At 69.3% G+C, this 25,151-nt stretch carries 21 protein-coding genes and 2 pseudogenes; 11 read left to right on the top strand and 12 right to left on the bottom strand.

Features of this window, described 5'->3' with window-relative positions; translation table 11 throughout:
- Positions 1-22: 22 nt before the first annotated feature.
- From ACIHIX_RS25635 to ACIHIX_RS25625, 3 genes are all read left to right on the top strand, one after another.
- A complete protein-coding gene (locus ACIHIX_RS25635; protein ID WP_399959926.1) occupies positions 23-391 on the top strand; it encodes a BlaI/MecI/CopY family transcriptional regulator in 369 nt (122 codons plus the stop codon).
- On the top strand, positions 391-1,320 hold the full coding sequence (locus ACIHIX_RS25630; protein WP_399959924.1) for a M48 family metalloprotease: 930 nt from the start codon (positions 391-393) through the stop codon (positions 1,318-1,320). The genes ACIHIX_RS25635 and ACIHIX_RS25630 overlap by 1 nt, the downstream gene beginning before the upstream one ends.
- Positions 1,321-1,719: 399 nt before the next feature.
- Positions 1,720-2,742 (top strand): zinc-dependent alcohol dehydrogenase family protein, encoded by a 1,023-nt coding sequence (locus ACIHIX_RS25625; RefSeq protein WP_399959922.1) that lies wholly within the window; start codon positions 1,720-1,722, stop codon positions 2,740-2,742.
- Positions 2,743-3,166: 424 nt separating this feature from the next.
- Here ACIHIX_RS25625 and ACIHIX_RS25620 read toward each other — a convergent pair whose 3' ends face one another.
- From ACIHIX_RS25620 to ACIHIX_RS25605, 4 genes are all read right to left on the bottom strand, one after another.
- Positions 3,167-3,700, bottom strand: coding sequence for a phosphatase PAP2 family protein (locus ACIHIX_RS25620; RefSeq protein ID WP_399959920.1), 534 nt, complete (start codon positions 3,698-3,700; stop codon positions 3,167-3,169).
- A gap of 70 nt (positions 3,701-3,770) precedes the next feature.
- Positions 3,771-4,826 (bottom strand): YihY/virulence factor BrkB family protein, encoded by a 1,056-nt coding sequence (locus ACIHIX_RS25615; RefSeq protein WP_399959918.1) that lies wholly within the window; start codon positions 4,824-4,826, stop codon positions 3,771-3,773.
- A 366-nt stretch (positions 4,827-5,192) separates the two neighbouring features.
- A complete protein-coding gene (locus ACIHIX_RS25610) occupies positions 5,193-6,035 on the bottom strand; it encodes a hypothetical protein (protein WP_399959916.1) in 843 nt (280 codons plus the stop codon).
- Between the two features lie 228 nt (positions 6,036-6,263).
- Positions 6,264-6,617, bottom strand: a complete 354-nt coding sequence (locus tag ACIHIX_RS25605; protein ID WP_399960215.1) for a hypothetical protein — start codon at positions 6,615-6,617, stop codon at positions 6,264-6,266.
- A gap of 818 nt (positions 6,618-7,435) precedes the next feature.
- On the opposite strand from ACIHIX_RS25605, the gene ACIHIX_RS25600 reads away from it, so the two are divergent.
- Both ACIHIX_RS25600 and ACIHIX_RS25595 read left to right on the top strand, forming a co-directional pair.
- Positions 7,436-8,659, top strand: a complete 1,224-nt coding sequence (locus tag ACIHIX_RS25600; protein ID WP_399959915.1) for a protein kinase — start codon at positions 7,436-7,438, stop codon at positions 8,657-8,659.
- 343 nt (positions 8,660-9,002) lie between these two features.
- Positions 9,003-10,436 carry an MFS transporter gene (locus ACIHIX_RS25595; protein ID WP_399959913.1) on the top strand — a complete coding sequence of 478 codons (1,434 nt, stop codon included), beginning with the start codon at positions 9,003-9,005 and terminating at the stop codon, positions 10,434-10,436.
- Positions 10,437-10,455: 19 nt separating this feature from the next.
- On the opposite strand, the gene ACIHIX_RS25590 is transcribed toward ACIHIX_RS25595, so the two are convergent.
- The 3 genes from ACIHIX_RS25590 to ACIHIX_RS25580 all read right to left on the bottom strand — a co-directional run bounded on the left by ACIHIX_RS25590 (position 10,456) and on the right by ACIHIX_RS25580 (position 13,592).
- Positions 10,456-12,303 (bottom strand): glycoside hydrolase family 15 protein, encoded by a 1,848-nt coding sequence (locus ACIHIX_RS25590; protein WP_399959911.1) that lies wholly within the window; start codon positions 12,301-12,303, stop codon positions 10,456-10,458.
- Positions 12,304-12,606: 303 nt separating this feature from the next.
- On the bottom strand, positions 12,607-12,954 hold the full coding sequence (locus ACIHIX_RS25585; RefSeq protein WP_399959909.1) for a serine hydrolase: 348 nt from the start codon (positions 12,952-12,954) through the stop codon (positions 12,607-12,609).
- Positions 12,951-13,592: a serine hydrolase domain-containing protein gene (locus ACIHIX_RS25580; RefSeq protein WP_399959907.1), complete on the bottom strand. Its 642-nt coding sequence runs from the start codon at positions 13,590-13,592 to the stop codon at positions 12,951-12,953. The genes ACIHIX_RS25585 and ACIHIX_RS25580 overlap by 4 nt, the downstream gene beginning before the upstream one ends.
- A 367-nt stretch (positions 13,593-13,959) precedes the next feature.
- On the opposite strand from ACIHIX_RS25580, the gene ACIHIX_RS25575 reads away from it, so the two are divergent.
- The 3 genes from ACIHIX_RS25575 (at position 13,960) to ACIHIX_RS25565 (ending at position 17,294) form a co-directional block, all read left to right on the top strand.
- Positions 13,960-14,712 (top strand): DUF4097 family beta strand repeat-containing protein, encoded by a 753-nt coding sequence (locus ACIHIX_RS25575; RefSeq protein ID WP_399959905.1) that lies wholly within the window; start codon positions 13,960-13,962, stop codon positions 14,710-14,712.
- A gap of 105 nt (positions 14,713-14,817) precedes the next feature.
- The gene (gene htpG, locus ACIHIX_RS25570; protein ID WP_399959903.1) at positions 14,818-16,719 is read left to right on the top strand and encodes a molecular chaperone HtpG; all 1,902 of its coding nucleotides are present in this window, start codon (positions 14,818-14,820) and stop codon (positions 16,717-16,719) included.
- A 335-nt stretch (positions 16,720-17,054) separates the two neighbouring features.
- Entirely contained in the window at positions 17,055-17,294 is a 240-nt protein-coding gene (locus ACIHIX_RS25565; protein ID WP_399959901.1) for a hypothetical protein, read from the top strand.
- Positions 17,295-17,299: 5 nt separating this feature from the next.
- Here the strand turns inward: ACIHIX_RS25565 and ACIHIX_RS25560 are convergent.
- Positions 17,300-17,627, bottom strand: a pseudogene (locus ACIHIX_RS25560) (dienelactone hydrolase family protein); the annotation flags it as partial.
- A 23-nt stretch (positions 17,628-17,650) separates the two neighbouring features.
- Between ACIHIX_RS25560 and ACIHIX_RS25555 the strand changes: the two are divergent.
- Together ACIHIX_RS25555 and ACIHIX_RS25550 are read left to right on the top strand one after the other, a co-directional pair.
- The gene (locus ACIHIX_RS25555; RefSeq protein ID WP_399959899.1) at positions 17,651-17,947 is read left to right on the top strand and encodes a helix-turn-helix domain-containing protein; all 297 of its coding nucleotides are present in this window, start codon (positions 17,651-17,653) and stop codon (positions 17,945-17,947) included.
- A 333-nt stretch (positions 17,948-18,280) separates the two neighbouring features.
- Positions 18,281-19,099 (top strand): SAM-dependent methyltransferase, encoded by an 819-nt coding sequence (locus ACIHIX_RS25550; RefSeq protein WP_399959897.1) that lies wholly within the window; start codon positions 18,281-18,283, stop codon positions 19,097-19,099.
- Positions 19,100-19,369: 270 nt separating this feature from the next.
- On the opposite strand, the gene ACIHIX_RS25545 is transcribed toward ACIHIX_RS25550, so the two are convergent.
- Positions 19,370-20,047 (bottom strand): YqjF family protein, encoded by a 678-nt coding sequence (locus tag ACIHIX_RS25545; protein WP_399960213.1) that lies wholly within the window; start codon positions 20,045-20,047, stop codon positions 19,370-19,372.
- Positions 20,048-20,152: 105 nt separating this feature from the next.
- Between ACIHIX_RS25545 and ACIHIX_RS25540 the strand changes: the two are divergent.
- Positions 20,153-20,691 (top strand): annotated as a pseudogene (locus ACIHIX_RS25540) (methyltransferase).
- A gap of 135 nt (positions 20,692-20,826) precedes the next feature.
- Here the strand turns inward: ACIHIX_RS25540 and ACIHIX_RS25535 are convergent.
- The 3 genes from ACIHIX_RS25535 to ACIHIX_RS25525 all read right to left on the bottom strand — a co-directional run bounded on the left by ACIHIX_RS25535 (position 20,827) and on the right by ACIHIX_RS25525 (position 25,003).
- Entirely contained in the window at positions 20,827-21,417 is a 591-nt protein-coding gene (locus ACIHIX_RS25535) for an alpha/beta hydrolase (RefSeq protein ID WP_399959895.1), read from the bottom strand.
- Positions 21,418-21,551: 134 nt separating this feature from the next.
- Positions 21,552-24,371, bottom strand: a complete 2,820-nt coding sequence (locus ACIHIX_RS25530) for a hypothetical protein (protein ID WP_399959894.1) — start codon at positions 24,369-24,371, stop codon at positions 21,552-21,554.
- Complete coding sequence (locus ACIHIX_RS25525) at positions 24,368-25,003, bottom strand: hypothetical protein (RefSeq protein ID WP_399959892.1); 636 nt, start codon at positions 25,001-25,003, stop codon at positions 24,368-24,370. Before ACIHIX_RS25525 ends, ACIHIX_RS25530 begins: the two co-directional genes overlap by 4 nt.
- Positions 25,004-25,151: the final 148 nt, after the last annotated feature.

Here is a 25,151-nt window from a genome sequence, read left to right as displayed (position 1 = left end):
CCGGGGAGTGAGGAGGGTTCCCATGACCGACGCACGGGACGAGAGGCGTCCGGCCGGCGAGCTGGAAGCCGCCGTCATGGCCGCGCTGTGGGCCGCAGGAGCCCCGCTCACACCCGGACAGGTACAGACCGAACTCGGCACCGGACTGGCCCGCACGACGGTGACCACGATCCTGACCCGCCTGCACGAGAAGGGTGTCGTCAGCCGTGAACGGCAAGGGCGCGGCTACGCCTACGTCCCCATGCAGGACGCCCAGGGCCTGACCGCCCGACGCATGCACACCGAACTCGACCGGGACACGGACAGGGAGGCGGTCCTGGCCCGCTTCGTCGCCCAACTCAGCCCGGACGACGAACAGGTCCTGCGCCAACTCCTGGACGGTGACGGGTGATGACGCCTCTGTTGCTCCTGCCGCTGCTCCTGCCCTTCCTCGCACCATGGCCGGCCCGCCGGACCCTCGACCGTCTCCCTCCGGCCACCGCGCTGTGGGTCCTGACCGTCTCGGTCCTCGCCCTGGCGGGAGCCTGCGTCGGCGCTCTCGGTGCCCTCGTACTGACCGGCCTGCTCAAGTTCCCCGCCTTCGCCTCCCTCGGCGAGCTCATCCACCCCCTGCGCACCCCCTCCGACCGTCTCGTCCTGCCTCTCGCCGCCGTGGCGACCGGCGTGCTCACCCTCAGCCTCCTCACCCTCGCCCGCTCGGCCCACCGGCAGATCCGCGCCCTGCGCACCGCCCGCACCGAAGCCGACCGTCGGCCCGCCGCCGGTGACCTGTGCGTCGTCGACTCACCACACCCCGACGCGTACGCCCTGCCCGGACGGCCCCACCGCATCGTCGTCACCACCGCGATGCTGCGCAGCCTGAACCCCGCCGAGCGCGAGGCCCTCTTCGCCCACGAACGCGCCCACAACCGGGCCGGCCACCACTACTTCCTGGCGGCCGCCGAACTCGCAGCCCACTGCCACCCAGCACTGCGCGGGGTGCGTGACAGCGTCCGGCTCGCCGCTGAACGCGATGCGGACGAGGCCGCCGCGGCGGCGGTCGGCGACCGGCGTCTCCTCGCCACCGCCATCGCCCGTGCCGCCCTCGCCGGCCACGCCTCCCCCTCCACGCGCCCGGCCTTCACCCCCGCTGCGACGACCGGCCCCGTCCCGCAGCGTGTCGCCGCCCTCCTGGCGCCCACCGGGGGTCGTCCGAGGGCCGCGCGATGGACCGCGTACCTCCTCGTGGCCTGCACGGCCGTGTCCGTGGCCGCCGGAACAGCCGGCGTCGTCGACTTCCATCACGAGGTCGAGATCGCCCAGGGCGAGAACGGCGCGTGACCGCTCGGCGCGGGCGGTAGGGCGACCGGCATGCGCATGCACAAGGTCCCCCAGGTCACTGTCTACTTCTTCTCGCCGTAGCCCTGATCAGCGTCGTAGGCACTCTGATCAGCGACAATCTGACCGACCGGTTGGCCTGGTCGGCCCGCGAGGCGTGTCCCGGACGGCGTTCAGGCAGTCGCCGACAAGGGCCTGCACGATTTGGTCCGTGAACCGCTCCGACAGGCAGCGACCGGGGCCAACGCGCCCGGACATGCGGGCGCGGCCGCCCCCGGAGACCATGAACTCGGCGAAGGTGCGGCCACGGCGTGTCGGACGGGCTCGCTTTCACGCCGGACGGGCGCGTCGAGCGACCTCGGTACGGATCAGGCACGAGGCAAGAGGCAAGGAGACGCAGACATGCGTGGAGTCATCATGCACACGCCCGGGGACGTCCGGGTCGAAGACCGCGAGGACCCGAAGATCGTCGAGCCCACCGACGCGATCGTGAAGCTGACCGCGACCTGTATCTGCGGCTCCGACCTGTGGCCCTACCGAGGAGTCGAGCCCGCCGACCGCACCCTCATGGGCCACGAGTACGTGGGCGTGGTCGAGGAGGTCGGCGACGCGGTGACCACCGTCAAGCCCGGCGACTTCGTGGTCGGCTCGTTCGTCATCTCCGACAACACCTGCGAGATCTGCCTGGCCGGCTTCCAGTCCAAGTGCGTACACGCCGAGTTCGTCCACGGCGGCATCGGCACCCAGGCCGAGAAGGCCCGCATCCCGCATGCCGACGGCACCCTGGTCGCCACCCCCGCCCAGCCCGACCCCGAGCTGATCCCCGATCTGCTCGCCGCCTCCGATGTACTCGGCACCGGCTGGTACGCCGCCGTCGCCGCCGAGGCCGGCCCCGGCAAGACCGTGGCCGTGGTGGGAGACGGCGCGGTCGGGCTGATGGCGGTCCTCGCGGCCAAGCAGCTCGGCGCCGAGCGCATCATCGCCATGTCCCGCCACCCCGAGCGGCAGAGGCTGGCCCGCCATTACGGCGCCACCGACATCGTCGAGGAACGCGGAGACGAAGGCGTAGCCAGGATCAAGGACATGACCGGCGGTTACGGTGCCCATTCCGTCATCGAGGCCGTCGGTACCCAGGAATCCTTCATGCAGGCCGTCGGCGCCACCCGCGGCGGCGGCCACATGGGATACGTCGGCGTCAACCACGACGTCCAGATCCCCGGCATCCAGCTCTTCTTCGCCGGCATCCACACCCTCGGCGGACCCGCCCCTGTCAGACGTTTCCTGCCCGACCTGATCCAGCTCATCTGGGACCGCACGATCGACCCCGGCAAGGTCTTCGACCTCACCCTCCCGCTGGAGCAGGCCGCGGAGGGCTACAAGGCCATGGACGAACGCCGCGCCACCAAGGTGCTCCTCACACTCTGACGTGTGCGTTTCCGGCGTGACTCCGGCCCAGGCCGCGTCTCACCTGCCGACGAGCCCCATGTGCTGTGCGTTGTGACGGTCGCCGCGGACGCCGATGCGGACCGTCGCTGCGTTGAGGTCCGCCACCTCGTCCGCGAACAGGGCGACATGCGCGGCGCCCTGGCATCGGCCCCTACGCGCTCGATGCCAGGGCGGGTACCCGGGACTGGCGCGATCCAAGCCCTCGCCTTCGACACCTCCTGCACGCCGGCGTCGACTACCGAAGGTTTCGGCGGCTCGCTCACCGAGGAGGGCCGCAAGGCCACCCTCGATCTGCCGGCCGAGCAGCGGTACGCGGAGTTCGCCCCGCAGCCCGAAGGAGTTGGACAACGTCCCGGGCGCCGGCGCAAGGACTCTCACCAACGGCCTGTTCGTACACGCTGGTTCACCACCAGCGGAGATGCAACAGCAGTCGCGGGGCCTGGTGGCTGAGCCAGGCGCCGGCCAAGCCGATGACCACGCCGCCGACGACGTCGCTGGGGTAATGGGCGCCGCTCTGCACCCGCTCGGTGGCGACCATGGTGGCCGGTATCGCGCACAGGGCGCCGGCGGCCGGCCACGAGGAGGCGACGGCGGCCGTGAAGGCGACCGCGGCGGCGGTGTGCCCGGAGGGGAAGGACGACGAGCCGGGGCGGTCGTCGACCTCGTCGTGCGGTATCCATTCGCTGGGCGGCCTGGGCCGACGGGCCAGTTGCTTGCACACACCGTTGGAGGCCAGTTGCGCAACCACCACGGCGCTCAGCCCCGAGGCCGCCGCGATGCGGCCACGTCTTCCGCCCAGGACGAGCATGACTGCCGCGGTGCCGCACCACAGCTTGGCGCCCTTGGCCGCCTCTTCCACCGCCGACAGCACTTTGGCGACGGACGGTGGTACGCCTGCGGCTGCCTGTTGCGTCAGCAGCCGGTCAGCTTCACGCACCCCGGCCGGCATCCTCATACTCGGCACGTCCCCAGGTCAGCGGCTCCACCCGAGATCGCCCGAGCCTCGGTCATGTCTCGTCCAGACGACGCCGGTCCTGCTCGTCCCACGTACGGGTGTCGCGCGGTTGCGTGTAAGGCTCGGCCATCGGCGGATGGCCGCCGGCGATGGCACGCTGCCGTACGGTCTCCGCGTCGATCTCCAGGCCGAGCAGGATGGCCAGATTGGTGATCCACAGCCAGAGGAGGAACACGATGACACCGGCCATGGTGCCGTAGGTCTTGTTGTACGAGGCGAAGTTGGCGACGTAGACCGCGAAGGCGGCGGAGGCGACCATCCAGATCAGCAGGGCCAGGAAGCTGCCCGGGGTGATCCACCGGAACCCCTTCACGCGGGCGTTGGGCGTGGCCCAGTACAGGATCGCGATCATCACCGTGACGAGGAGCAGCAGCACGGGCCACTTGGCGATCGACCACACCGTCAAGGCGGTGTCCCCGATCCCGAGGGCCTGCCCGGCCTGGCGGGCCAGGCTGCCGGTGAAGACCACGATCAGCGCGCTGATGACGGCCAGCACCATCAGCACGACCGTCACCCCCACCCGCACGGGAAGGATCTTCCACACCGGTCGGCCCTCCGGCATGTCGTAGACGGTGTTCGCGGCGCGGATGAAGGCCGCCACATAGCCGGAGGCCGACCACAGCGCCAGCACCACGCCCACGATCGCCATGATGGAGCCAGTGCCGGCGTTGCCCTGGAGCTGCTCCACGGCCCGGGTGATGATGTCGCGGGCGGAGCCGGGGGCGAGCTGCTGGATGTTGTTCAGCAACTTGTCGGTGGTCGATTTGCCGGTCACGCCCAGCAACGAGACGAGCACCAGCAGTGCGGGGAACAGGGACAGCACCCCGTAGTACGTGAGTGCTGCCGCACGGTCGGTCAGCTCGTCGTCCTTGAACTCGCGCAAGCTGCCCTTGAGTACCGCCTTCCACGATCCTTTCGGCAGCTTCGTCGGCGTGTCCGGCGCCCTGCGCTCCACATCCGGTCCGGGTCCGGCCGGGGCCTCGTCGGCCGCGGGTGCCTCATCGAGAGCGTCGGGTTCTTTTCGTCCTGAAAGATGAAGTTTTGTCATGCGGGCCGGGTACCCCCGTCGGTCACCCTCAGCACGCCACCGTTGCTCTGCCTGCCCCGGGCCGCGCGATCAAGCCGCGTCCACATGCCGCCCAGCGGTGCGCTGATCAGCAGACGACTGGCGCGCGCCATGGATCAGGCGCACACGATGGCGGCCGTGAGCGGGGTCCCGGCTGTGGCGGGCACCCGGAGGGGGTTGCCGGTCAGGAGGGGCTTTGTGTTGTGATCATCGTGGCTGTTCTGCTGATGCCGGGGCTGCTGCTGTACGGGATGGACCGAAACCGGTAGGACCCTGTGAAGGTGTGGTGACCACTCGCGCACTGGACACGCCTCGCCGGGTCCGGGCCCTACCGGCCTGACGGTTGGGTCACCCGAGACACAGCACGAGCAGACACACCTGCGTCGGCGACGTCGGTGCTGGTGTGGAACCGGTCTGGGAGGTGCCCGAGTCCGCGCTCTCGGCGGCTGCTGGCGTCGAAGGCTGCCCCGCCGTTGTGTCGGTGGCGCCGTGATCGCTGTCGCTGGAGGAGGAGGCGGTGTTCTGCGGCTGCGGAACCGATGTCATGACCGGGGCGGGAGGCGCGGCGGCGTCCGGCCGCGTGATCGGGGGTGAGGTGCGGGGCGAGGCCGCGACAGCCTGCCGCCTGGGGGCGCCGGAGGCCGCAGACCCCGCCTCGGGAGTCTCGGACGAGCGGTGCGGGGCGGGTGGCGTGGATACCGGGCGGGCGTACGCGGGCGCCTGCTTCTCCGCGGCGCCCGTGTTGTGCTGGTCCGGCGCTGTGGCCGCCCTTGCCTGGTCGGGGGAGTGCCGGTTCGTCGTGGCGATGGTCAGGCCGCCTCCGACGATTGCGACGGCGGTGGCGACCGCGGCCCGGCGTTTGTTCTTCTTCCAGCGGGCCAGTTGGCGACGCCGGGCGGCTCGTCCCTCGCGCACTTCGGGGACGTCCGTGACATCTGCGGAAGAGGCGGTGTGCGGGGCCGCGTCCCAGTCGGCGTAGTGCTCCTCCTCGCCCCGCAGGGGGTCGTCGTTCCATGGGTCGGAGGCTGAGGGATCGCGGACCCGATGTGCGGCCGGTGCGCTGTCAGTTGTCGCCGACTGCGAACCGCCATGGCGTGCTGCGGGCGGAGCGATGTCCGGGGCGTAGGCGCCGCACCCGGGACACACCAGGGCGCCATTGAGATGGCGACGACACTTGGAGCAGTAGTCCATCTGTGGTGTTCCGGTCTTCCTGGGTCGGCTGTCCCGTCGGCCCGCCAGGCCACGGCCTGTGCGCGCTCGCACAGGAGATCGGCCAGTCACGCTAGCCAGACTTTCGGGCACCTGTGTGCAGCCTGTGTGATGCTCCTGCGTGGATTCTCCGGGCATCGCCCGTGAGACGCCCCGCAGGAGCCACCTCACACCGCCGGGCACGGCGGAACTGCAAAGGCCGTCTTGTTCTCAGGCGCGGCTGAGCCGTGCGGCGATTCCATGGCCGATCAGCAAATACATGACGGCCGGGAGACCGTAATTGAGGAGAGTGCGTAGCCCGTCTGTGTCCATCGTGAAAATGTCCTGCGACCACCAGGCCAGCAAGCCCACCGTTTCCCGCACGAAATCGACGAACACGTTCGCCCGGTTCGCGTCGAGCAGAAACAGAACGATCCACAGGCCGAGCAGACCTGCCGCAGTGTCGGCGATCGTGCAGACCGTCAGAGCAGCGCGCCGGGCGGTGGCCTGCCGACGTACGGGGCGCTCGGGCGTAGCGGAGTGGGTGTACGTCTGATATCCGGGAGCCGGGTCAGTGTTGCTCACAAGGAATCCGATCTGACGTGGTGTGATCTCGGGCGCGCTCAACCAGGGCACGGCAATACGGACCGGGTTGTCGCCCGCTTCTCCCTAACCCTGCGTTCCGCAAGCGCTGTTGCGTTACACCCACGTCTGCGATGACCCAAATATGTCTTCCTATTCGGTCACTTACCCAAATGTTCGGAAGGAAGGCGTATTTGCTTGTGGAACGGCGATCCTCTGTCGAGGCGAGCGGCACCTCTGCTGTCTCGGGGTCAGCCGGCATGCGAGAGCGGCGCCGGCGAGGTCGCGTGCGATGTGTGATCGAGCCATGGTGGCACCGCGTACCCACCTTCACGAGAGTGCCGATCTCGCGGTCATCTCCGTTCTCCCGTGACACTTCTGACAGGTGGCGCGCTGTTGGGAGTGACCCCGGGCGGGGTCAAGGCGCCCCATCCTCCGGGGGGAGGTATGCAGGCGCCGAGCTGCAGGGGCAGGCCCGGTTTCCCCCCCCTGACTGGGCTTGCCCCTGCTCCTGACGACCAGGTGCTCGCACTGCCGGCCACGCATCCGGTGACGCAAGGGTGTGACAGCCCCGGCCTCCAGCGCGCTGTAGTGGGAGGGCCCAGGGGTCTCGCGCCGACCGCTCACCTCCTTGCCGAGTGGGCGGTCGCGCATGAGGGGCAGGCAGGGGATCTCCCCCGTCGCCGGCCTGCCCCGTGCGTACCACGCGGGACAAGCGCACGTCCTGGGCCGCAACGAGCAGTAGTCTGTGCCCCGCGATCCGAATGCGCACAAACCCTGCCAATCGGATCGGCGAAGGTACGAGCACCAGAGGGGTCGGGGTGGGTGTGCAGGGGCTGCTGGCAGGCCGCTATGAACTGCAGGAACTGTTGGGACGCGGCGCGATGGGGGAGGTGTGGCGGGCGTCGGACCAGGTCCTCGGGCGTCTCGTGGCGGTCAAACTCCTGCGCGCCGAAGAGGCAGCGGACGCCGAGCGCTTCCGCCTCGAGGCGCAGACCGCAGCCCGGCTCAACCACCCCAACGTCGTGGGGATGTACGACTTCGGCTCCCACCTCGACCAGCTCTACCTGGTCATGGAACTCATCGATGGCTGGAGCCTGGCCCAGGAACGCTCGCTGCGCGGGGCCCTGCCCCCGGCGGAGGCCGCATCCATGGCCGCGCAGGCAGCCGCAGGGATCTCGGCGGCGCACCGGCAGGGCGTGATCCACCGGGACATCAAGCCGGCGAACCTCATGCTCACCACCGACCGCACAGTGAAGGTAGCCGACTTCGGGATCGCGCGCTTCGCCGACGCGGCCGCCAGCACGTTGACCGCGACGGGCAAGATCCTCGGTACCGCCGACTACCTCGCGCCCGAGCGGGCTCTGGGCCGCTCCGCCCAGCCCGCCTCCGACGTCTACTCCCTGGGCTGCGTGCTCTACGAACTCCTCACCGGACGTCCTCCGTTCACCGGAGCGACCTCGCTGGCCGTGGTGCAGCAGCATGTCAGCGCCACCCCGCCGCCCCCCAGCCGACTGCGCCCCGAGATACCGCAGCCCCTCTCCGACCACGTGCTGCACCTGCTCGCGAAAGACCCGGTCAACCGGCCCACCGCCGAGCAGGCAGCCGACCGGCTCGCCAGGCAGCAGCGCGGGACACCGCAGCCGCCCGCGACGGCCGACACCGCCCTCATGGCCGCCCCGCCCACCCCGCCTGCTCCCGTGCCGCTGGCCCGCGAGGCCCGCACCGCCAGCAGGCGCTCCCGCCCCCGCAGCCGCCGCAAACTGGCGTCCAAAGCGGTTCTCTGCGGCACCGGCCTCGTCGTGTTCACCGCGGCCATGGCTCTCGGCGCATCGCTGAATCCGAGCGACGACGATCCTGAACCGCCCCCGTCACCCACCCCCATGACCGCCACCTCAGCACCCCCGGCCCACGCCGGCTCGAAGCCTCCGACTGCCGCTCCGCCCACGACACCGCCTCCGCGTGGAGACGATGACGAAGAGCGCGACGAGCGCCCGGGCAAGGACGGCAGAGGGAAGGGCAAGGGGCGACACTCAGACGACTGACCGCTTGCGAAGGCGCCTTGTCACCGAGGTTGAATGCCGGTCTTCGGCAGGCCGCTGCTCTTGGGCGCCCGGGCCGGCGACCTGTGTCCGCTCGGTGATCCCCAAGCCCACAGAGCGCCACCGCTCGCGGAAAACATCCACGTCTTCGACTCCGCACTCATCCCGGACCAGCTGGAGGCGCTCGGCCCTCCTCGATGGCGCCCTGACTGCTGCGCGCCTTCCGACCTGGGGAGGTGGGCTGTGCGACGGTCGGAACAGCGGTTGCGTCGCGTCAGTTCCGGGCTGCTCCTGGACGAAGCCGCAGTTCCTCAGGACATCGACTCGGCGGATGGGCAGGTGACGCATGGCGGGGACGGCGGCGGGAATCGGGGGAGGTGCCGCGGGGACACGACGGGTGCTCGCTCCGCTGGCGTTGGCGCAGTTCATCTGCAGCTTCGCCGGCTCCAACATGAACGTGATGATCAACGACATCAGCGAGGATCTGGACACCACGGTGCAGGGTGTGCAGGTCGCGATCACGATCTTCCTGCTGGTGATGGCGGCACTGATGATTCCGGGCGGCAAGCTGACCGACAAGTGGGGACGCAAACGCTGCCTGCTCGCAGGACTTGTGATCTACGGCGTCGGGGCCCTGCTCAGTGCCGTCGCGCCGGGGCTGGGCGTGCTGATCCTCGGGAACTCCGTCCTGGAGGGCGTGGGTACGGCGCTGCTGATTCCGCCGGTCTACATCCTGACCACGCTGCTGTTCACCGACACGGCTTCGCGAGCTCGGGCGTTCGGCGCGATCATGGCGATGGGCGGGATCGGAGCGGCCGCCGGCCCGCTGATCGGCGGGCTCATCACGAGTGCCATCAGCTGGCGGGCCGCGTTCGTGTTCCAGGTGCTGGTGGTCGTGGTGATCGTGGTGCTCAGCCGCAAGATCGAGGATCCGCTGCCGCCGGACCGCGCCCGGCCCTTCGACACGATCGGGGCCGTGCTGTCGGCATTGGGTCTGGTCCTCCTGGTGACCGGCATCCTGGCCGTCGACGACAACGGCTGGCTGGCGCTGGGTCTGTTGCTGGCCGGTGCGCTGGTACTGGCCGGCTTCTTCGCCTGGGTGCGTGGCCGCGAGCGCGCCGGACGGGAGGCGTTGCTGTCCTGGGACATGTTCCGCAACCGCACCTCCAACCTCGGCCTGATCACGCAGAACACGCAGTGGCTGATGCTGATGGGTGTGTCGTTCACCGTCGCCGCCTACCTGCAGGTCGTCCGCGGCTACGACGCGGTCGAGACCGGCGTCATCTTCACCGCCGCGACCCTGGGCATCCTCGCTTCCTCGCTGGCCGCCGAGAAGCTCGCCCGGCGCCGGGCGCAGCGCACCCTCATCATGGCCGGCTTCATCGTGACCATCGCCGGCATCGCCGTGTTGTTGGCGCTGGTCGCCTGGCAGCCAGGTGCCTGGGCGTTCGCCCCTGGCCTGCTGCTGATCGGGCTGGGCCTGGGGGTGATGCTCACTCCGTCGGTGAACGTGGTCCAGTCGTGTTTCCCCGAAACACAGCAGGGCGAGATCTCCGGGCTGTCGCGCAGCATCTCGAACCTCGGTTCCTCGTTGGGCACGGCCGTGGCGGGCACGATCCTGGTGTCGGGGCTGAGCAAGGGCGCGTACGCGGTGGCGATGGCGGCCCTCGCGCTCGTCGGCTTGGGCGGGTTGATCGCCGCGGCACTGCTGCCGCGCGCCGGCCGACCGCCTGTCGCCTCAGCCGGGACGACGGTTCCGCCGACGGCACCGCAGCAGTGACGCCGCGCCGTGCGTACCCTCAGCCGGACATGCCCTCGGCGCGGTCGAGCTCCTCGTCCAGGGCGAGGGCCGCGTCGATCAGGGCCAGATGGGTGAACGCCTGCGGGAAGTTGCCCAACTGCTCGCCGGAAGGGCCGATCTCCTCCGCGAACAGGCCGACGTGGTTGGCGTACGTGAGCATCTTGGAGAACGCGTAGCGGGCCTGGGTGAGGCGACCGGCGCGGGCGAGTGCCTCGACGTAGAGGAAGCTGCACAGGTTGAAGGTGCCCTCGGAGCCGCGCAGGCCGTCGGGGGAGGCGGCGGGGTCGTAGCGGTAGACGAGGCTGTCGCTGACGAGTTCTTCGTCCATGGCGTCGAGGGTGGTCAGCCAGTCGGGGTCGGAGGGGGTGAGGAAGCCGACCTTGGGCATCAGCAGCAGCGAGGCGTCGAGGACGTCGGTGTCGTAGTGCTGGACGAAGGCGCGGCGTTCGCTGTTCCAGCCCCGGTCGACGATCTGCTGGAGGACTGCGTCGCGTGCGCCGAGCCAGCGGGTGAGGTCGCCGGGGCGCGAGTGGGCGGTGGCGAGTTTGACGGCACGGTCGAAGGCGACCCAGGTCATCAGGCGGCTGTAGGTGAAGTTCTGGCGGCCTCCGCGGGTCTCCCAGATGCCCTCGTCGGGCCGGTCCCAGTTCTCCGCCAGCCAGTCGACGACGCGGGCGAAGGCGTGCCAGCCGCCGATGCCGCCGATGTCCTCGGTCTGCGCCAGCGCGTAGGCGGCCTCACCGTAGATGTCCAGCTGGATCTGGTCGGCGGCGGCGTTGCCGGCCCGTACCGGGGCGGAGCGGCGGTAGCCCTCCAGATGATCCAGCACCTCCTCCGTCAGATGCGGTTCGCCATCCACGCGGTACATGATCTGCAGCGGCTCGCCCGAGCCGGTGCCGCCGGCGTCCAGGCGTTCGCGCAGCCACCGGCGGAAGGCGTTCGCCTCCGCGGTGAAACCGAGGTCGATCAGGGATCGCACAGATAGGGAGGCGTCGCGGACCCAGGTGTAGCGGTAGTCCCAGTTGCGCTCCCCGCCGATCTGTTCGGGCAGCCCCATGGTGGCGGCGGCGATCGGGGCGCCCGTGGGAGCGTAGGTCAGGAGTTTGAGGGTGATGGCGGAACGGGTGACCATCTCGTGCCAGCGGCCGCGGTAGCGCGAGGCCCGCAGCCAGTTGAGCCAGAAGGCACTGCATTCCTCGAAAGCGTCCAGGACCGCCTCGGCGGACGGCGCGGCACCGCCGGGACGGCCGCTGAGGCTGCCCGTCGGGCCGGTTTCGCTGGTGAGGACGACCGCGGCCCGTTCCCCCGCCCGCAGGGTGAAACGGGCGGAGACGTCGGTGCCGTCCGGATGCAGGGTGATCGGCGCGGTGACCTGGAGGTGAAGGTCCGTGCCGGGACCGCGGAACAGCACCGATCCGTCGTCCAGAGGCGTGAGGTCGTGGGGTGCGCGGCCGTAGTCGAAACGGGGCCGGCAGATCAGCTCGAAGGGCATGGTGCCGCGTACCACCCGCACGGCCCGGATCAGCCGGTGTCGCGACGACGGCGTCGTCGATGGATCGGGAGGCATGAAGTCGACGACCTCGCCGACACCGCTCGGGGTCATGAAACGGGTGATGAGGATCGCGGTGTCGGGAAGGTAGAGCTGGCGCACGGTCGCGTCGTCGCCGACATCTGCCGCGAGACGGCAATGGCCCCCGCGGTCGCTGTCGAGCAGCGAGGCGAACACGCTGGGGGCGTCGAACCGCGGGGTGCACCACCAGTCCACGGTGCCGTCAGCGGCGATCAGCGCCGCCGTCTGGAGATCGCCGACGATGCCGTGGTCCGCGATCGGGGGGTACTCCTTCACAGCGCCTCCTCGGCTGCGGCGGCGAGAGACGCACACCGTCCCCGCACCAGCGCGATCCCGCCGCCCGGTCCTCGCATCGCGTTGCGGACGGCATCACAGCCACCGCCCCGCGTTCTGCCCATCATCGCGACATCGGGCGCCCCCAGCCACTTCTGACCGCAGCCCCTCAAGCGAGCGTGCCATCGGCTGGCGAAGCCACCTTGTGGAGCCGAGGGACCTGAAGCGGACGCGCCGTCTGACCACCCGGCGAAGATCAGGCCGCCGCAGCGCCGAGCCGTGGGCCGGAGTCCATGCCCCCGTCGGTCAGTCGCAGAAGGCCCGATCCAGAAGCGCGTCGACCGCGTCGTCGGGGTCGCCGCGGAAGTCGGGTGTGAGGGCGACGGTGACCTGACGCCGCCCGTCCTCCGCGGCGAACGACCAGGCCTGGTACGCCAGGGCATCGCCGTCGTTGCCGAACACCCGGACTCCGCACGAGGTGTCCTTCCAGGCCAGCCCCAGCCCGTAGGCCCTGCCCGCGACACCCGGTGTCTTCATCTCGGCGAGGAGGCGATTCGGCAGCAGCCGACCACCGAGCAGAGCGGCGACGAACCGGTTGAGATCCTTCGCGGTGGAGATGATCTCGCCGCCCGCGCCCATCACCGAAGGGTTCATCTCCGTGTACTCGACGAGGTGTGTCCCGTCGCCCGCTCGATCGGCACATAGCCGCGCGGGTGCGGTCCGTCGATGCGCGGGGACGTACCCGGCAGCGAGGTGCCGCGCAACCGCAACGGCCGGATGATCCGGCGCTCGATCTCCTCACCGTAGGCCCGTCCGGTCGCCTCCTCGATGATCTGGCCGAGCAGCACGTAACCGGTGTTCGCATAGCTGTAGGCCGAACCCGGCGGTTCGAACGTCGGCGCCTCGGCCACGGCACGCCGCACCAGCTCGCCCGCCGTCCAGGTCCGCCAGCGGTTGACCAGGAACTCCGGCCCGGGCGGCATCGGCAACGTGCGCCTGTAGTCGTACACCCCGCTCGTATGGTTGAGCAGTTGGCGCAGGGTGATGTGGTCGCCGTCCGGCACGACGCCTGGCAGCCACTTCTCGACCGTGTCGTCCAGCCGCAGCCTTCCCTCGTCGACGAGTTGCAGGGCGACGGTGGCGACGAACGTCTTCGTGATGCTGACTGCCCGGAACCTCCCGGCAGCCGGAACCGGTCGCGTCGTGCCCAGCTCGGCAACCCCACTGACGCCCCGCCATGTCCCGTCCGTGTCACGCACCTCCGCCAGCGCACCCACGGCCCCCGTGGCCACGACGCCGTCCAGCGATTCCTGAAGCCCCGTGCGATCCGCTTCGTGAGGTGTCGCCGCGACGGCAGTCGGGGCCGCAAGTATCGCCACCGTCGCCAATGCCGTCATAGCGCTCAGGAGCGTCCGTCGCGCATGTCTCATCTCTGCCACGCCTCTCGGTCAGCACACCGGTTCCGTCCTGTACGCACTGAGCTTGCTGGAGGGGGAGGCGGTCAGCGATGGGGCTGATCGCCCTATCCGGCCGGGGGATGCCCCTACCCTGCCGGGACGTCCCGTAGGGCCGGGCCTCGGTGGTCTGGCCCGCTCTGCGCGTACAGGCGACACCGCGCACGCCGCCATGGCCGGGTCGATGCGGGGCAACCGTAGGGGCATGAAGGTGATGCTCCTACGGCACCGAGTGCCGCCCACGCTGTTGTTGCTGCTGGCGCTGCCGTTCGCGGGCTCCTGCGACGACGGTGGCACCGACGCCTCCCGAGCCGACAACGCACTGCGTGCGGCGGCGTCCGGGGACGAAGTGCTGATCAGCACCGACAACGGACTGCGACTGCGCCCGGCCGACGGTGACCACATCACCGTGGACGACCGGATCGACGGGCACTGGTCCCACCACGGCGACCGCTGGACCCTGGATCTGGACTGCGCCGACCACGACGCCCACGGCTGTCCACGGATGCCGTACGTCCAGATCCCCGACGGCGCGAAGGTCACCGTCACCGCCCGCAATGCCGGCGTCGACGCGGTGGACGTCGCCGCCGCGCTGGACGTCACCACCGTCAACGGCGACGTGACGGTGACCCACTCCGGTCAGGAGCACGCCCCGTTGCGGCTGTCGAGCCGTAACGGATCGGTGCGCGCGACAGGCCTCGAGGCCGGCCGGCTGCACGCGAGCACCGTCAACGGCGATGTGGTGATGCAGTGCGCTACGGCGCCCGCGGGCGTGACCGGGAGGACTGTCAACGGCTCGGTCGACGTCACCGTCCCCCGCGATGCCCCGTCCTACCGCGTCATCATGACCACCGACAACGGGCGCACCACCACCGATGTCCACGCTCAGGGCGCCGACCGGAACCGCCTGATGACCCTGACCACGGTCAACGGTGACGTCACGGCCCGCCGGGACTGAGGCGTGACGAGCTGTCAGTTTCACGTGAAACGCCCTGACGTGGTGTTTTAAAGTAACTGTCACTCGTTTTCCGCGACTCAGGAACCTGTGAGGGACACGCGAACCATGTCGACCGAAACGTTTGAGTTTCAGGTAGAGGCCCGTCAGCTGCTCCAGTTGATGATCCATTCGGTCTACTCGAACAAGGACGTCTTCTTGCGGGAGCTCGTCTCCAACGCCTCGGACGCGCTCGACAAGCTGCGCCTGGCCGCCCTGCGCGACGACAGCCTCGGCGCGGACCTTACCGACCTGCACATCCAGATCGACGTCGACCCGCAGGCCCGCACGCTCACCGTGCGGGACAACGGCATCGGGATGTCGTACGACGAGGTCGGCACGTTGATCGGCACCATCGCCAACTCCGGTACGGCCACCCTCCTCAAGGAACTGGAGGAGGCTCAGGACGAGGCCGGCGCGGAGGGGCTGATCGGCCGGTTCGGCATCGGGTTCTACGCCGGATTCATGGTGGCCGACGAGATGACCCTGGTGACCCGGCGCCTCGGCGAGAGCAGCGGCACGCGCTGGTCGTCCCGTGGTGAGGGCACGTACTCGCTGGAGAAGGTCGAGGAGGCTCCGCAGGGTACGTCGGTGACGCTCCATCTCAAGCCCGCGGACCCCGAGAACCAGCTGCACGACTACACCTCCACCTGGAAGATCAGGGAGATCGTCAAGCGGTACTCGGACTTCATCACCTGGCCGATCCGCCTCGTGCCCGAGGACGGCGACGGCGAGGAGACGGCCGAGCCGGAGACGCTGAACTCGCGCAAGGCCCTGTGGGCGCGCTCGCGCGAGGAGGTCTCGGCGGACGAGTACCACGAGCTCTACAAGCACGTCAGCCACGACTGGCGCGACCCTCTGGAGACGATCCGGTTCCAGGCCGAGGGCACCTTCGAGTACCAGGCGCTGCTGTTCCTCCCGGCCCACGCCCCGCAGGACCTGTTCACCCGGGACTTCCGGCGCGGTCTCCAGCTCTACGTCCGACGCGTGCTGATCATGGACGACTGCGAGGCGCTGCTGCCGCCGTACCTCCGCTTCGTCAAGGGTGTCGTCGACGCGCAGGACCTGTCGCTCAACGTCTCCCGGGAAATCCTCCAGCAGGACCGCCACATCAGGATGATCCAGCGACGGCTGACCAAGAAGGTCCTGTCGTCGGTCAAGGAGATGAAGGCCAACGACCCCGAGAAGTACGCCACGTTGTGGCGTGAGTTCGGCGCCGTGCTGAAGGAGGGACTGCTCGGTGACCCGGACAACCGCGACGCCATCCTCGCGGTCGCGTCCTTCGTCAGCACCCATGAGGGGGACGAGCCGACGACGCTCCAGCAGTATGTGGAGCGGATGAAGGACGGTCAGGAGCACATCTACTACCTGACCGGTGAGTCCCGGCAGAGCATCGAGAACTCCCCGCACATGGAGGTGTTCAAGGCCCGAGGCGTCGAGGTCCTGTTCTTGACCGACGCCGTCGACGAGGTGTGGGTCGACGCCGTGGGCGAGTTCGAGGGCAAGCAGCTGCGGTCCGTCGCCAAGGGCGAGATCGACCTCGACGTCCAGGGCGGCGAACAGGAGGACAGCGCACGGGAGGAGCAGGACGAGAGCTTTGCCGGCCTGCTGGAGTGGATGAAGGAGCAGCTGGGGGAGGAGGTCAAAGACGTCCGTCTGTCGACCCGCCTGACCGTCTCACCGGCGTGCGTCGTCTCCGACGCCCATGACCTCACCCCCGCACTGGAGAACATGTACCGGGCGATGGGCCAGGAAGTGCCGGTCACCAAGCGGATTCTCGAACTCAACCCCGCTCACGCACTCGTGCGTGGCTTGCGGCAAGCCTACGCGGAGCAGGAGGACCGGGCGGAGCTCGCCGAGACGGCCCAACTGCTGCACGGACTCGCCGTCCTCGCGGAAGGCGGACAGCCCAAGGAGCCCGCCCGGTTCGTCAAGCTGGTGGCGGAACGACTGGAGCGCACGCTGGGCTGAGCCACGCGGTCGGGGATGTGGCACGGGATGCTGCGACCGACCGGGGCGGGGCCGCCGTTGTGGAGGAGCCACGGGGCTCCTCCACATGCCCGGTGCTGCCGCGCCAGGGGGCTATTCGGTGGCGGGCAGGGCGCCCCGGATGCTGTATGCCACCACTCCGTCGGCATCCGGGCCCCGGTCGCTCTCGAAATCCCGCACAGCGGCCTGAGTTCCGGGACGGCGAGGGGCGCACGCCATCGACGTTCGACCCGAACCGCTGCCGGTCCGGATGATCTCGCGTTGCTCCATGAGGGGCACCTGCCGTGCCCGGACTCCCATGCGGTCGTTGCCCGGGCATGAAGAAGATCATCACGCTGGCCGCGCTCACCGTCGCCACTCTCGCCCTTGCCGCTCCCGCCAACGCCGATGACGGCGACAGCAACTTCGGCCCCGGCGTCAACGCAGCCAACAACTGGAACTTCAGCGCGGCGTCCGTCTGCTTCCAGGAGCTCGCCGTCGTCCCCGTCGGAGGCGCCTGGAACGGCGACACGGTCAACCACTGCGTCAACGGCAACGTCCTCAACCACACGCCCTGACCCTGGAACTCGATCGCCCGCTGGGTAAGGAGCTTGGCGGCGTCCGGGTCGTGGGACGGCAGCGAACCGTCCGCGAACAGGTGCTGGTCGCCGGGGTACAGGAACATCTCCGCATCAGCGCAGTCGGAGACGAGCGCGCGGGCGGCGTCGATGTCCTCGGCGAACAACGGATCGGCTTCCTTCGCATGCACCTGCACCGGGAAGCACGCCGAGTGAGAAGCCGACGTAAACAACCTCCTGCGGCAGGTGTTCGGCCGCGCGGAGCTCGTCGGCGAAAGCGGCGACTCCGGGCGTCAGCCCCTGCGAGTGATGGAACAGTACGACCTCTGTCATGCCCGAACCCCTGATCTCGCGACGTGACAGCCCCGGCCCAGCTCCGCGAACGCGCCGCGACCGTGAGCGAACTGGCTGCCGCACTGGGCCGTCCCAAGAGCACGGTCGCGCACCACGTGAGCGACCTGGCGGATGCCGAGTTGCTGAAGGTCGTACGGACCCGGCGGGTGCGGGCCATCAACGAGCGCTACTACGGCCGCCCCGCGCGCGTCTTCCGCGTCGGCACGGTCAGTCAGACCGGCGAGGCCGAGGCGCCGTACTGCAAACAACGATCTCGCCACGGCCGCCGCCGAGTCGGCCCCCGCGCACCAGGCAGATGAACACTCCTCGATCGTGCGGTGTGTGCGGATCCCCCGGGAACAGGCCCGCGAGTTCTGGACGCGGGTCCTGGAACTCGCCAACGACTACGCGCAACTGCCCCGCGGAGGCGATGTGGTGTACGGCTTCGCTGCCGGGCTCTACCCGACCGACCATCCGAGGACAGGCACTAGCTCATCCTGTCAGGGCCCAGTTCGCACCTACGGCGACATCCTGTCGTTCGCACAAGGAATCCGCGCCCGGCGCTTGCCGGCCTCGCCTTCGGGCTGCCTGGGCTGGCCGGAGGCGGTCAATTCGGGGGTGGGCGGGCGAAGTTGTTGGGCAGAATGGCGGCCATGACGTACAAAGGCTCCTCCATCGACCCGGCCAAGCCCAGCATCGCCCGTGTCTACGACTATCTGCTCGGCGGCAAGGACAACTACGCCGTGGACCGGGAGATCGGGGACGTGTTCAAACGGGACCTGCCCGGATCGGTGGCCATCGCCTTTGCCAACCGCTCGGCGCTGACCCGTGCGGTCAGGGAGATCGCGAGGACCACCGGCATCCGGCAGTTCGTGGACCTGGGCAGTGGCCTGCCGACGGCGGACAACGTCCACCAGGTCGCCCAACGGCACGCTCCTGAGTCCCGGGTGGTCTATGTCGACATCGATCCCCAGGTGCTGGTGCATGGCCGCGCACTGCTGGAGGACAACGAGGGGACCCGCGTCGTCGCCGTCGATGTACGCGACCCCGAGGCCGTTCGTACGCACCCCGACACCGTCGAACTCATCGACTTCGATCGTCCGGTCGCTGTGATCTTCAGCGCCATCCTCCATCACGTCAACGACGACGAGGACCCGGCCGGCATCGTCCGCTATTGGCGCGATCATGTGGTGTCGGGGAGCTACTTCTTCATCAGTCACTTCCGCTCGGGTGACAACCCCGAGACCACGGAGGCCGAGGCGGTGCTGCAGCAGACGTTCGGCCGTGGCCGGTGGCGGACGGACGCGGAGATCGCCTCACTGCTGGACGGTCTGGAGATCCTCGACCCGGGGATCGTTCCCGCGTCTCTGTGGCGTCCTGATGAGACCGATGGCGCCATGGACATCGGGCAGAGGCGGGAACTCACGGTCTGGGAGCACCTCATTGCCGCCGGGCTGGCCCGGAAGGCGTAGCGCGTGTCTCTTTGACGGGTGGTCTACTTCGTTGCGAAGCAGTGTTGCGCTCTTGGCATTCCCGGTCGGCGCCCGCGGACGCTAGGCGGCCGCTCGCGCGGCTGTCTCTTCCTTGTCGGCCGTGGGTGTACGCGGGAAGCGAGGAGACGGCGAGGACGCCGCCCGCGCCCAGCAGCACCGTGGCGACGAGGCTCTGCCAGGGAGCGTTCATGAGGCCGAGGCCGTAACCGGTCGAGGTGGGCAGCTGCAGCAGTTGGGGCGCTCCGTCCCTCAGCGCGGACATGGCCGCGACATCCCCAGCCGTACGTGGCGGACCCCCTCGGAGTAGTGCACGACCGGCTCGCCCAGCGGCTCCGGGAGACCCGCCGCAGCGGTCAGCGTCTCGTCCAGCACCTCCACGGTGGCGCCGGACAGCGGCCACGGCTCGTGCTCGACCGGCGTCTCCCACAGCCGCCCGAAGCGGCGGGTGTACGCCCGCCAACGCGAGGTCAGCCACACATCCCGCTCCGTAGGCAGGATCGTGGCACCGGGACGGGCGACCAGCCGGTACGACGGGCCACCCGCCCAGCGCGAACCGGAGTACGAGACGCTGCCCTCGCCTCGCGAGACATGCAGCGTCCCGGGGCTGTACGGCGCCCCGACGGCCCGCGCCGCCACCATCAGAGGGCATGCGACCTCGATCGACAGGAACCAGAGCCCGTCCCGCCCGTCCTCGCGCCGCACATAGGTGCGCAGGTTGGTCTCCGCGAACGTCGGCAGCCAGGGCGCGCAGGCAGGCACGACGCCCGGCCGTACGCACGACATGACGAACGGCGTCAGACTGACCCAGGCCGTTCCCTCGTACTCGTCGACGGCCAGTTCCCCGGGCAGGAGAGCCGCGACCGCCTGCGGCCGGAAGGGCCAGTGCACGAACGTCTGCGTGGCCCAACCGGCCCGCAACGCGGGCATCCTCACCCGCTGTTCCGCTCCGTAAGCCACCACACTGGTCGGGTCCCCGCCCACGCCTGCTGGAAACGTACAGGTCACGGACGCGGGAGTGGTCGTTGAGGTGGGATCACCGCGCCTTGGTCACCCAGAGTGACGCCAGCCCCTCAGCGGGACCGGGAGCGCGTCGACCCCGCGACCGACGTTCTGGACCTCGGGACCGGCAGCGGCGCGGTCGCCGCTGTCGACATCTCGCGGCTGGCCGTGTTCATCACGCGCGTCAATGCGCTGCTGGCACGACAGCGGGTGCGGGTCCGGCGCGGGGACCTCCCGAGGATGGTCAGAGGCGTGTCGTACGACCTCGTGGTCAGCAATCCGCCCTACGTCCCCTCGCCCGCGGCCAGGCTGCCGCACCGCGGGCCGGCCCGTGTGTGGGAGGCGGGCGGGGACTGCAGGGCGTTCGTGGACCGCATCTGCGAGGCGGCGCCCGGTCTGCTGCGTCCGGGCGGCGTCCTGCCATGGTGCCCTGCGGCCCCGTGCTGCGATCCCGGCGGCCCTGGCTGGTACGGCAGGGGCTGGTCGGCGTGGAAGACAGCCGCGAGAAGCTGGTGGCCGTCCGCGCCGAGCGGTCACCCGGTATGCCCACATGGTTGCCGACGGCCGGCTGACTGACTGAGCGCGACGACCGCACCCGCCCGCTCGCGGAGGCTGGCCGGGACTTGCGCCTGGTGAGCGAAGCCGGCCCCCCTCACGGCACGCTGGTCTGCCTTCCGAGCGGTGGGGGGGCAGCCAAGTGGATGGCCTCAGCGGTCGAGCGAGCCGATGAAGTCGTCCAGCCGGGAGACGACTTGCCGCAGGACGTCAACCGATCCTGCGGCATCGTCCGCGAGCTCCAGGCCGTGGTCCGCCGAGGGCACTTCCAGGACGTCGTGGCGCAGGGACGCGGCAATTCGTGAATCCCACAGCGTGTCGGCGCTTCCGCCGACGAGGAGGGTCGGCTCCGTGGTCCGTCGGAGAGCCGCGGCAACGCGGTCGATGGTCAAGAGCGGGGTGAGCCACGCTGCCGGGATGTTGCGGTCGGCCGTGACGCCGCAGGCGAGGGAGCCCAGGGACTTGCCGACGACGAGCCGACAAGCCCCCGACTCGGCTTCGATGGCTTCGGCGACCTGCCGCTCCACCCATGCGATCCGATCGTCCACCGTGAACTGCGCGAACCCATCGGGGATCCGCCACCACAGCTCCTGGACCGTCCAGCCGTGCTGAAGCAGGACGCTCCGAGCGAAGTGCAGCAGCGGCCGAGCGGGCGAGTACCCGACACCTGGAACGACAACTGCTACACGGCCTAGGCCTCCGTCGAAACGGGTGGGCATGCTGAAGGGGACGGGATCAGACATGGCCGCACACTACTAGTCAGCTGATCACGTGACTTCCCGTGCTCGACGGTCGACGCGCTGCGTGCCAGCGAGAACGCGCCACGGCGTGCAGCAGACCGGAGAGTCGCCGCGGAGTCGACGAGCGGTGGCTCGGGTCAACCCTGCGGGCACAGTTGGCGGACAGCGGGGCCGGAGGGGACGTAAGCGCGCCACTGATCCGCGTCGAAAGCGCCTCGTGCCCATCCGCACAGTGTCTGCACGGGGTCCACGGTGGCGTTCACATCCCAGAGCCGTGCGGTGTTGTCGTTGCTCCAGCTCACGAGCGTCTTGCCGGCGGGGCCGAAAACCAAGTCGGTGACGACAGCGGTGTGTCCTTGGAGCGGTGCGCCGATCTGTTGTCGGGTGGCGACGTCCCAGAGTCTGATGGTGAGGTCTCTGCTGCCGGTGGCCAGCGTTTTCCCGTCAGGGCTGAAGGAAAGGGAGGTCACGCTGTCGCGGTGGCCGGTCAATGGTTCGCCGATGTGTTTGCCTGTGGTCGTGCTCCAGAGCCGGACGGTGTTGTCCCGGCCCGCGGTGGCGAGCATGGCGCCGTCGGGGCTGAACTTCACCGCGTTGATCTCCGAGGTGTGGGCAGAGGGCGTCTCGCCGATGCGGCGCTGTGTGGTGGCGTCCCAGAGCGCCACCGTGTCGTCCTCGGTGCTGGTGGCGACGGTACGGCCGTCGGGGCTGAATTCGACGTGCGTCGCTCTGCCGTCGATCGCTCTGCCGATCTGACGTTGCGTTGCCGGATTCCAGATCCGCACCGAGTCCCCGTCGGAAACGGCGAGTCTTGTGCCGTCGGGGCTGAAGGTCATGGCGAGAACTTCTTCGGTGTGGTGGGGCAGGACCTGGCCGATCTGGCGGTGGGCCGTGAGGTCCCAGAGCATCACGTCGTAGTTCGTGTCGAAAGACGTCAATGCGAGCGTCCTGCGGTCCGGACTGACGGAGATTGTGGGGGAGATGCTCAGGTCGGCGGAGACGCGAGGATTCCTGCTCTGGCGGTGTGCGGCGATGTCCCAGAGGTGTACGGCGTCGTCGGATCCCACGGCGGCCAGGGTCTGAGCGTGGGGGATGAGTACGGGCGCGTCCAGGTCCTCCTGTGGGTCGAACGCCGTCCCGGTCTGTCGTTGGGTGCGGACATCCCACAGCCGGACCGTGGTGTCGTTACTGGCACTGGCCAGTGTCGATCCGTCTGGGCTGAAGGCCACAGCCCAGACCGTGCTGGTGTGGCCGGTGAACGCTGCCCCCACTGGGATGTGCCGGACGACGTCCCAGAGTTGGACGCTGCCGTCGTCGTATGCCGTGGCGAGCATCGTGTTGTCGGGGCTGAAGGCCACCGACTCGGCCCCTCGGTGATCGGCGATGAGCGGCTTGCCGACCGGGGCTCGGGTGGTGGTGTTCCAGAGGCGGACGCTACCGTCGAGATCGGTGGCGGCGAGGGTCTTGCCGTCCCTGCTGAAAGCGACGGACGAGATTCCGTAGCCTTCGCGTGTCAGTCCTTTGCCGATAGGGGTGCGGGAGTTGGTGTCCCAGAGGCGCAGGTCGTCGTCGATACCGGAGGCGAAGGTTCTGCCGTCGGGACTGAAGGCCAGGGCGGCACCGCCATAGGCTGGACCGCCGAGTGGCTTGCCGAGTCGGCGGTGTGCCGCCACGTCCCATATCCGTACGGAGGCGTCGGCCCCGCCTCCGGTGAGGAGGGTCCTGCCGTCAGGGCTGAGGGCGACCGCATAGATCGCTCCGGCGCGGGCGTCGAAGGCGGCGCCGATCTGCTGGTGGTCGGCGACGTTCCAGAGCCGGGCGGTGCCGTCGAAACTGGAGCTGGCCAGAGTCCCGCCGCCCGGTGCGAAGGCCAGCGACGTGATGCCGGCGTTGTGCCCGATGAGCGGGGGGCCGATCTTCCGCTGGGTCGCCGCGTCCCAGAGCCGCACGACGCCGTCGTAGCCACCGGTGGCGATGGTCCTGCCGTCCGGGCTGAAAGCGACCGCTCTCACCTGCCCGGAGTGAGCGAGCAAGCCGGACTCCGGGTTGACGGCGGCGTTGAGCACGGCGAGGCGGGATTCCGGGGTGGGGTCGATCCGCCATGCTGCCAGGGCTTTCAACCGGGAGCCGAACGGGTCGACGGTCGCGAGGGAGGAGCTCTGACTGATCAGCTGCTGGGCAATGGCGTGATCGCGCTGACGGGTGGCCTCGTCGCGTGCGATCACCGCGATCACGGACACCGAGGTCGCGATCAGGAGGAGCAGGCCCAGTACGACCGCGATGAACTTGGCTGTCTGTAGGTTGCGCTTGGTGTCGCGGAGACCTTCCGACCGCAGGTCGGCCTCTGGAAGATCACGCACGACGGAGGCGATACCGAGGGCGATTGTGTCGATGTCCGGCAGAGGATCGGCACCGCTGTCCGGGTGGCTGGGAACTGCGGTTTTCCAGGCCGGTTCATGGTCGAACTGTCCCAGCAGGCAGGCGGGCAACGCCGTTGAGCGTTCTGGATCCCAGTCGTCCCGTTGCTCGTCCCATACCAACTGTCCCGCGGTCACCACGAGCAGGATGGTCTCAGCCGACTTGTTCGTCAGCCACCAGTTGATCTCCCGGGTGACCCACTTCGATTCCTTCGCCTCCGGCGAGGCCATGACCACGAGCCAGTGGGAACGGGTGAGGCCTGCCACGATCTTCGCCCAGAGGCGGGGGCCGATCGGTACACCGCCGCTGCTGTCCAGGAAGACCCTGATCCGAGGCGGCAGGTACCAGGGGCGTGCCTGTTTCTCGATCGCCCGCTGCAGGTGCGGCAGCCACCGCCGGTCGCGGTCCCCGCTGTAGGAGAAGAAGGCTCGGCAACCGAGGTCGGTCCTGATACGCCGGCGGCGGGCGATACGGGCCCGCAGCCATGCGAACGCCCGACCGGCCCGCTGAAATGTGAGGGGCGTGCGCCTCGTCGTCATTCGGTCGGGAGGTATTCGCGGCCGTTCCAATGCAACGTGACTTTCGAGGTGGCGCCCTCGGCGCAGCTGGGGTCGCAGGAGTTCGTGTAGCTGACGATGGTGTACCGGCCGTCTCCGCCCGGGCCGGCGAGTCGGGCATGGTAGTAAGCGAGCTTTCCGCCGACGTAGTGGTTCTCCTGGTCGGTCCAGCCGGTGTCCTCGAACCCGTTTTTGGCAGGTACCAGGATCAGCACCCCGTCATAGCGTCCGGGGTTGTAGATCACGAACGTGTTCTTGGTGGCGTCGGATGCAGGGTCGGCGAATTTCAGTTCGTTTTCGTAGACCTCCACGTCGAGGGTTTTGAGGACCTGACCGCTGCCGGTGACGGATGCGACGCACCCGGGAAGGGGGTTGGAATCGGTCCGCCGCACCAGGAACACGCGGACCGTTCCGAGGTCCGGGTGCTTGATGTCGCGATGATCGAGCACCGTTCCCCGGCACCGCGCGGCGTCTGGCGGGCTGGACGGAAACGAGACGGGTGAAGGTGAAGTCGAGGGGGCGGAGCCGCTCTTGCCGTCTGTGCTCTTGCTGGATGTGCACCCGCCGACGAACGCCACCATGGTGGCCATTGCCACGGCCACTGGCAGTGCCATGGGAAGTCGACGTAAATGCCGGGAAGTCTGGAGAGGCATGCAATTCCCCCGATAGCCGCGGATTCGGCGGAGTCTATCCGGGCGGATGCTCCGCAGGGGAGAGAATGTGATTTCGGGTCAGATCCCCTTGTGCCGGCCACATCTGGCG

The sequence above is a fragment of the Streptomyces sp. NPDC051913 genome (assembly GCF_044593635.1).
GTDB lineage: Bacteria > Actinomycetota > Actinomycetes > Streptomycetales > Streptomycetaceae > Streptomyces.
The sequence above is the reverse complement of the archived record's forward strand: the minus strand, read 5'-3'. Positions and strand labels throughout refer to the sequence as shown.

What these genes read in the sequence shown, in the direction of transcription:
- ACIHIX_RS25635 (WP_399959926.1), top strand. Translation starts at nt 23, where the DNA reads ATGACCGACGCACGGGACGAGAGGCGTCCGGCCGGCGAGCTGGAAGCC.
- ACIHIX_RS25630 (WP_399959924.1), top strand. Translation starts at nt 391, where the DNA reads ATGACGCCTCTGTTGCTCCTGCCGCTGCTCCTGCCCTTCCTCGCACCA.
- ACIHIX_RS25625 (WP_399959922.1), top strand. Translation starts at nt 1,720, where the DNA reads ATGCGTGGAGTCATCATGCACACGCCCGGGGACGTCCGGGTCGAAGAC.
- ACIHIX_RS25615 (WP_399959918.1), bottom strand. Translation starts at nt 4,826, where the DNA reads ATGACAAAACTTCATCTTTCAGGACGAAAAGAACCCGACGCTCTCGAT.
- ACIHIX_RS25610 (WP_399959916.1), bottom strand. Translation starts at nt 6,035, where the DNA reads ATGGACTACTGCTCCAAGTGTCGTCGCCATCTCAATGGCGCCCTGGTG.
- ACIHIX_RS25595 (WP_399959913.1), top strand. Translation starts at nt 9,003, where the DNA reads ATGGCGGGGACGGCGGCGGGAATCGGGGGAGGTGCCGCGGGGACACGA.
- ACIHIX_RS25585 (WP_399959909.1), bottom strand. Translation starts at nt 12,954, where the DNA reads ATGAACCCTTCGGTGATGGGCGCGGGCGGCGAGATCATCTCCACCGCG.
- ACIHIX_RS25575 (WP_399959905.1), top strand. Translation starts at nt 13,960, where the DNA reads ATGAAGGTGATGCTCCTACGGCACCGAGTGCCGCCCACGCTGTTGTTG.
- htpG (WP_399959903.1), top strand. Translation starts at nt 14,818, where the DNA reads ATGTCGACCGAAACGTTTGAGTTTCAGGTAGAGGCCCGTCAGCTGCTC.
- ACIHIX_RS25565 (WP_399959901.1), top strand. Translation starts at nt 17,055, where the DNA reads ATGAAGAAGATCATCACGCTGGCCGCGCTCACCGTCGCCACTCTCGCC.
- ACIHIX_RS25550 (WP_399959897.1), top strand. Translation starts at nt 18,281, where the DNA reads ATGACGTACAAAGGCTCCTCCATCGACCCGGCCAAGCCCAGCATCGCC.
- ACIHIX_RS25545 (WP_399960213.1), bottom strand. Translation starts at nt 20,047, where the DNA reads ATGCCCGCGTTGCGGGCCGGTTGGGCCACGCAGACGTTCGTGCACTGG.
- ACIHIX_RS25535 (WP_399959895.1), bottom strand. Translation starts at nt 21,417, where the DNA reads ATGTCTGATCCCGTCCCCTTCAGCATGCCCACCCGTTTCGACGGAGGC.
- ACIHIX_RS25530 (WP_399959894.1), bottom strand. Translation starts at nt 24,371, where the DNA reads ATGACGACGAGGCGCACGCCCCTCACATTTCAGCGGGCCGGTCGGGCG.
- ACIHIX_RS25525 (WP_399959892.1), bottom strand. Translation starts at nt 25,003, where the DNA reads ATGGCACTGCCAGTGGCCGTGGCAATGGCCACCATGGTGGCGTTCGTC.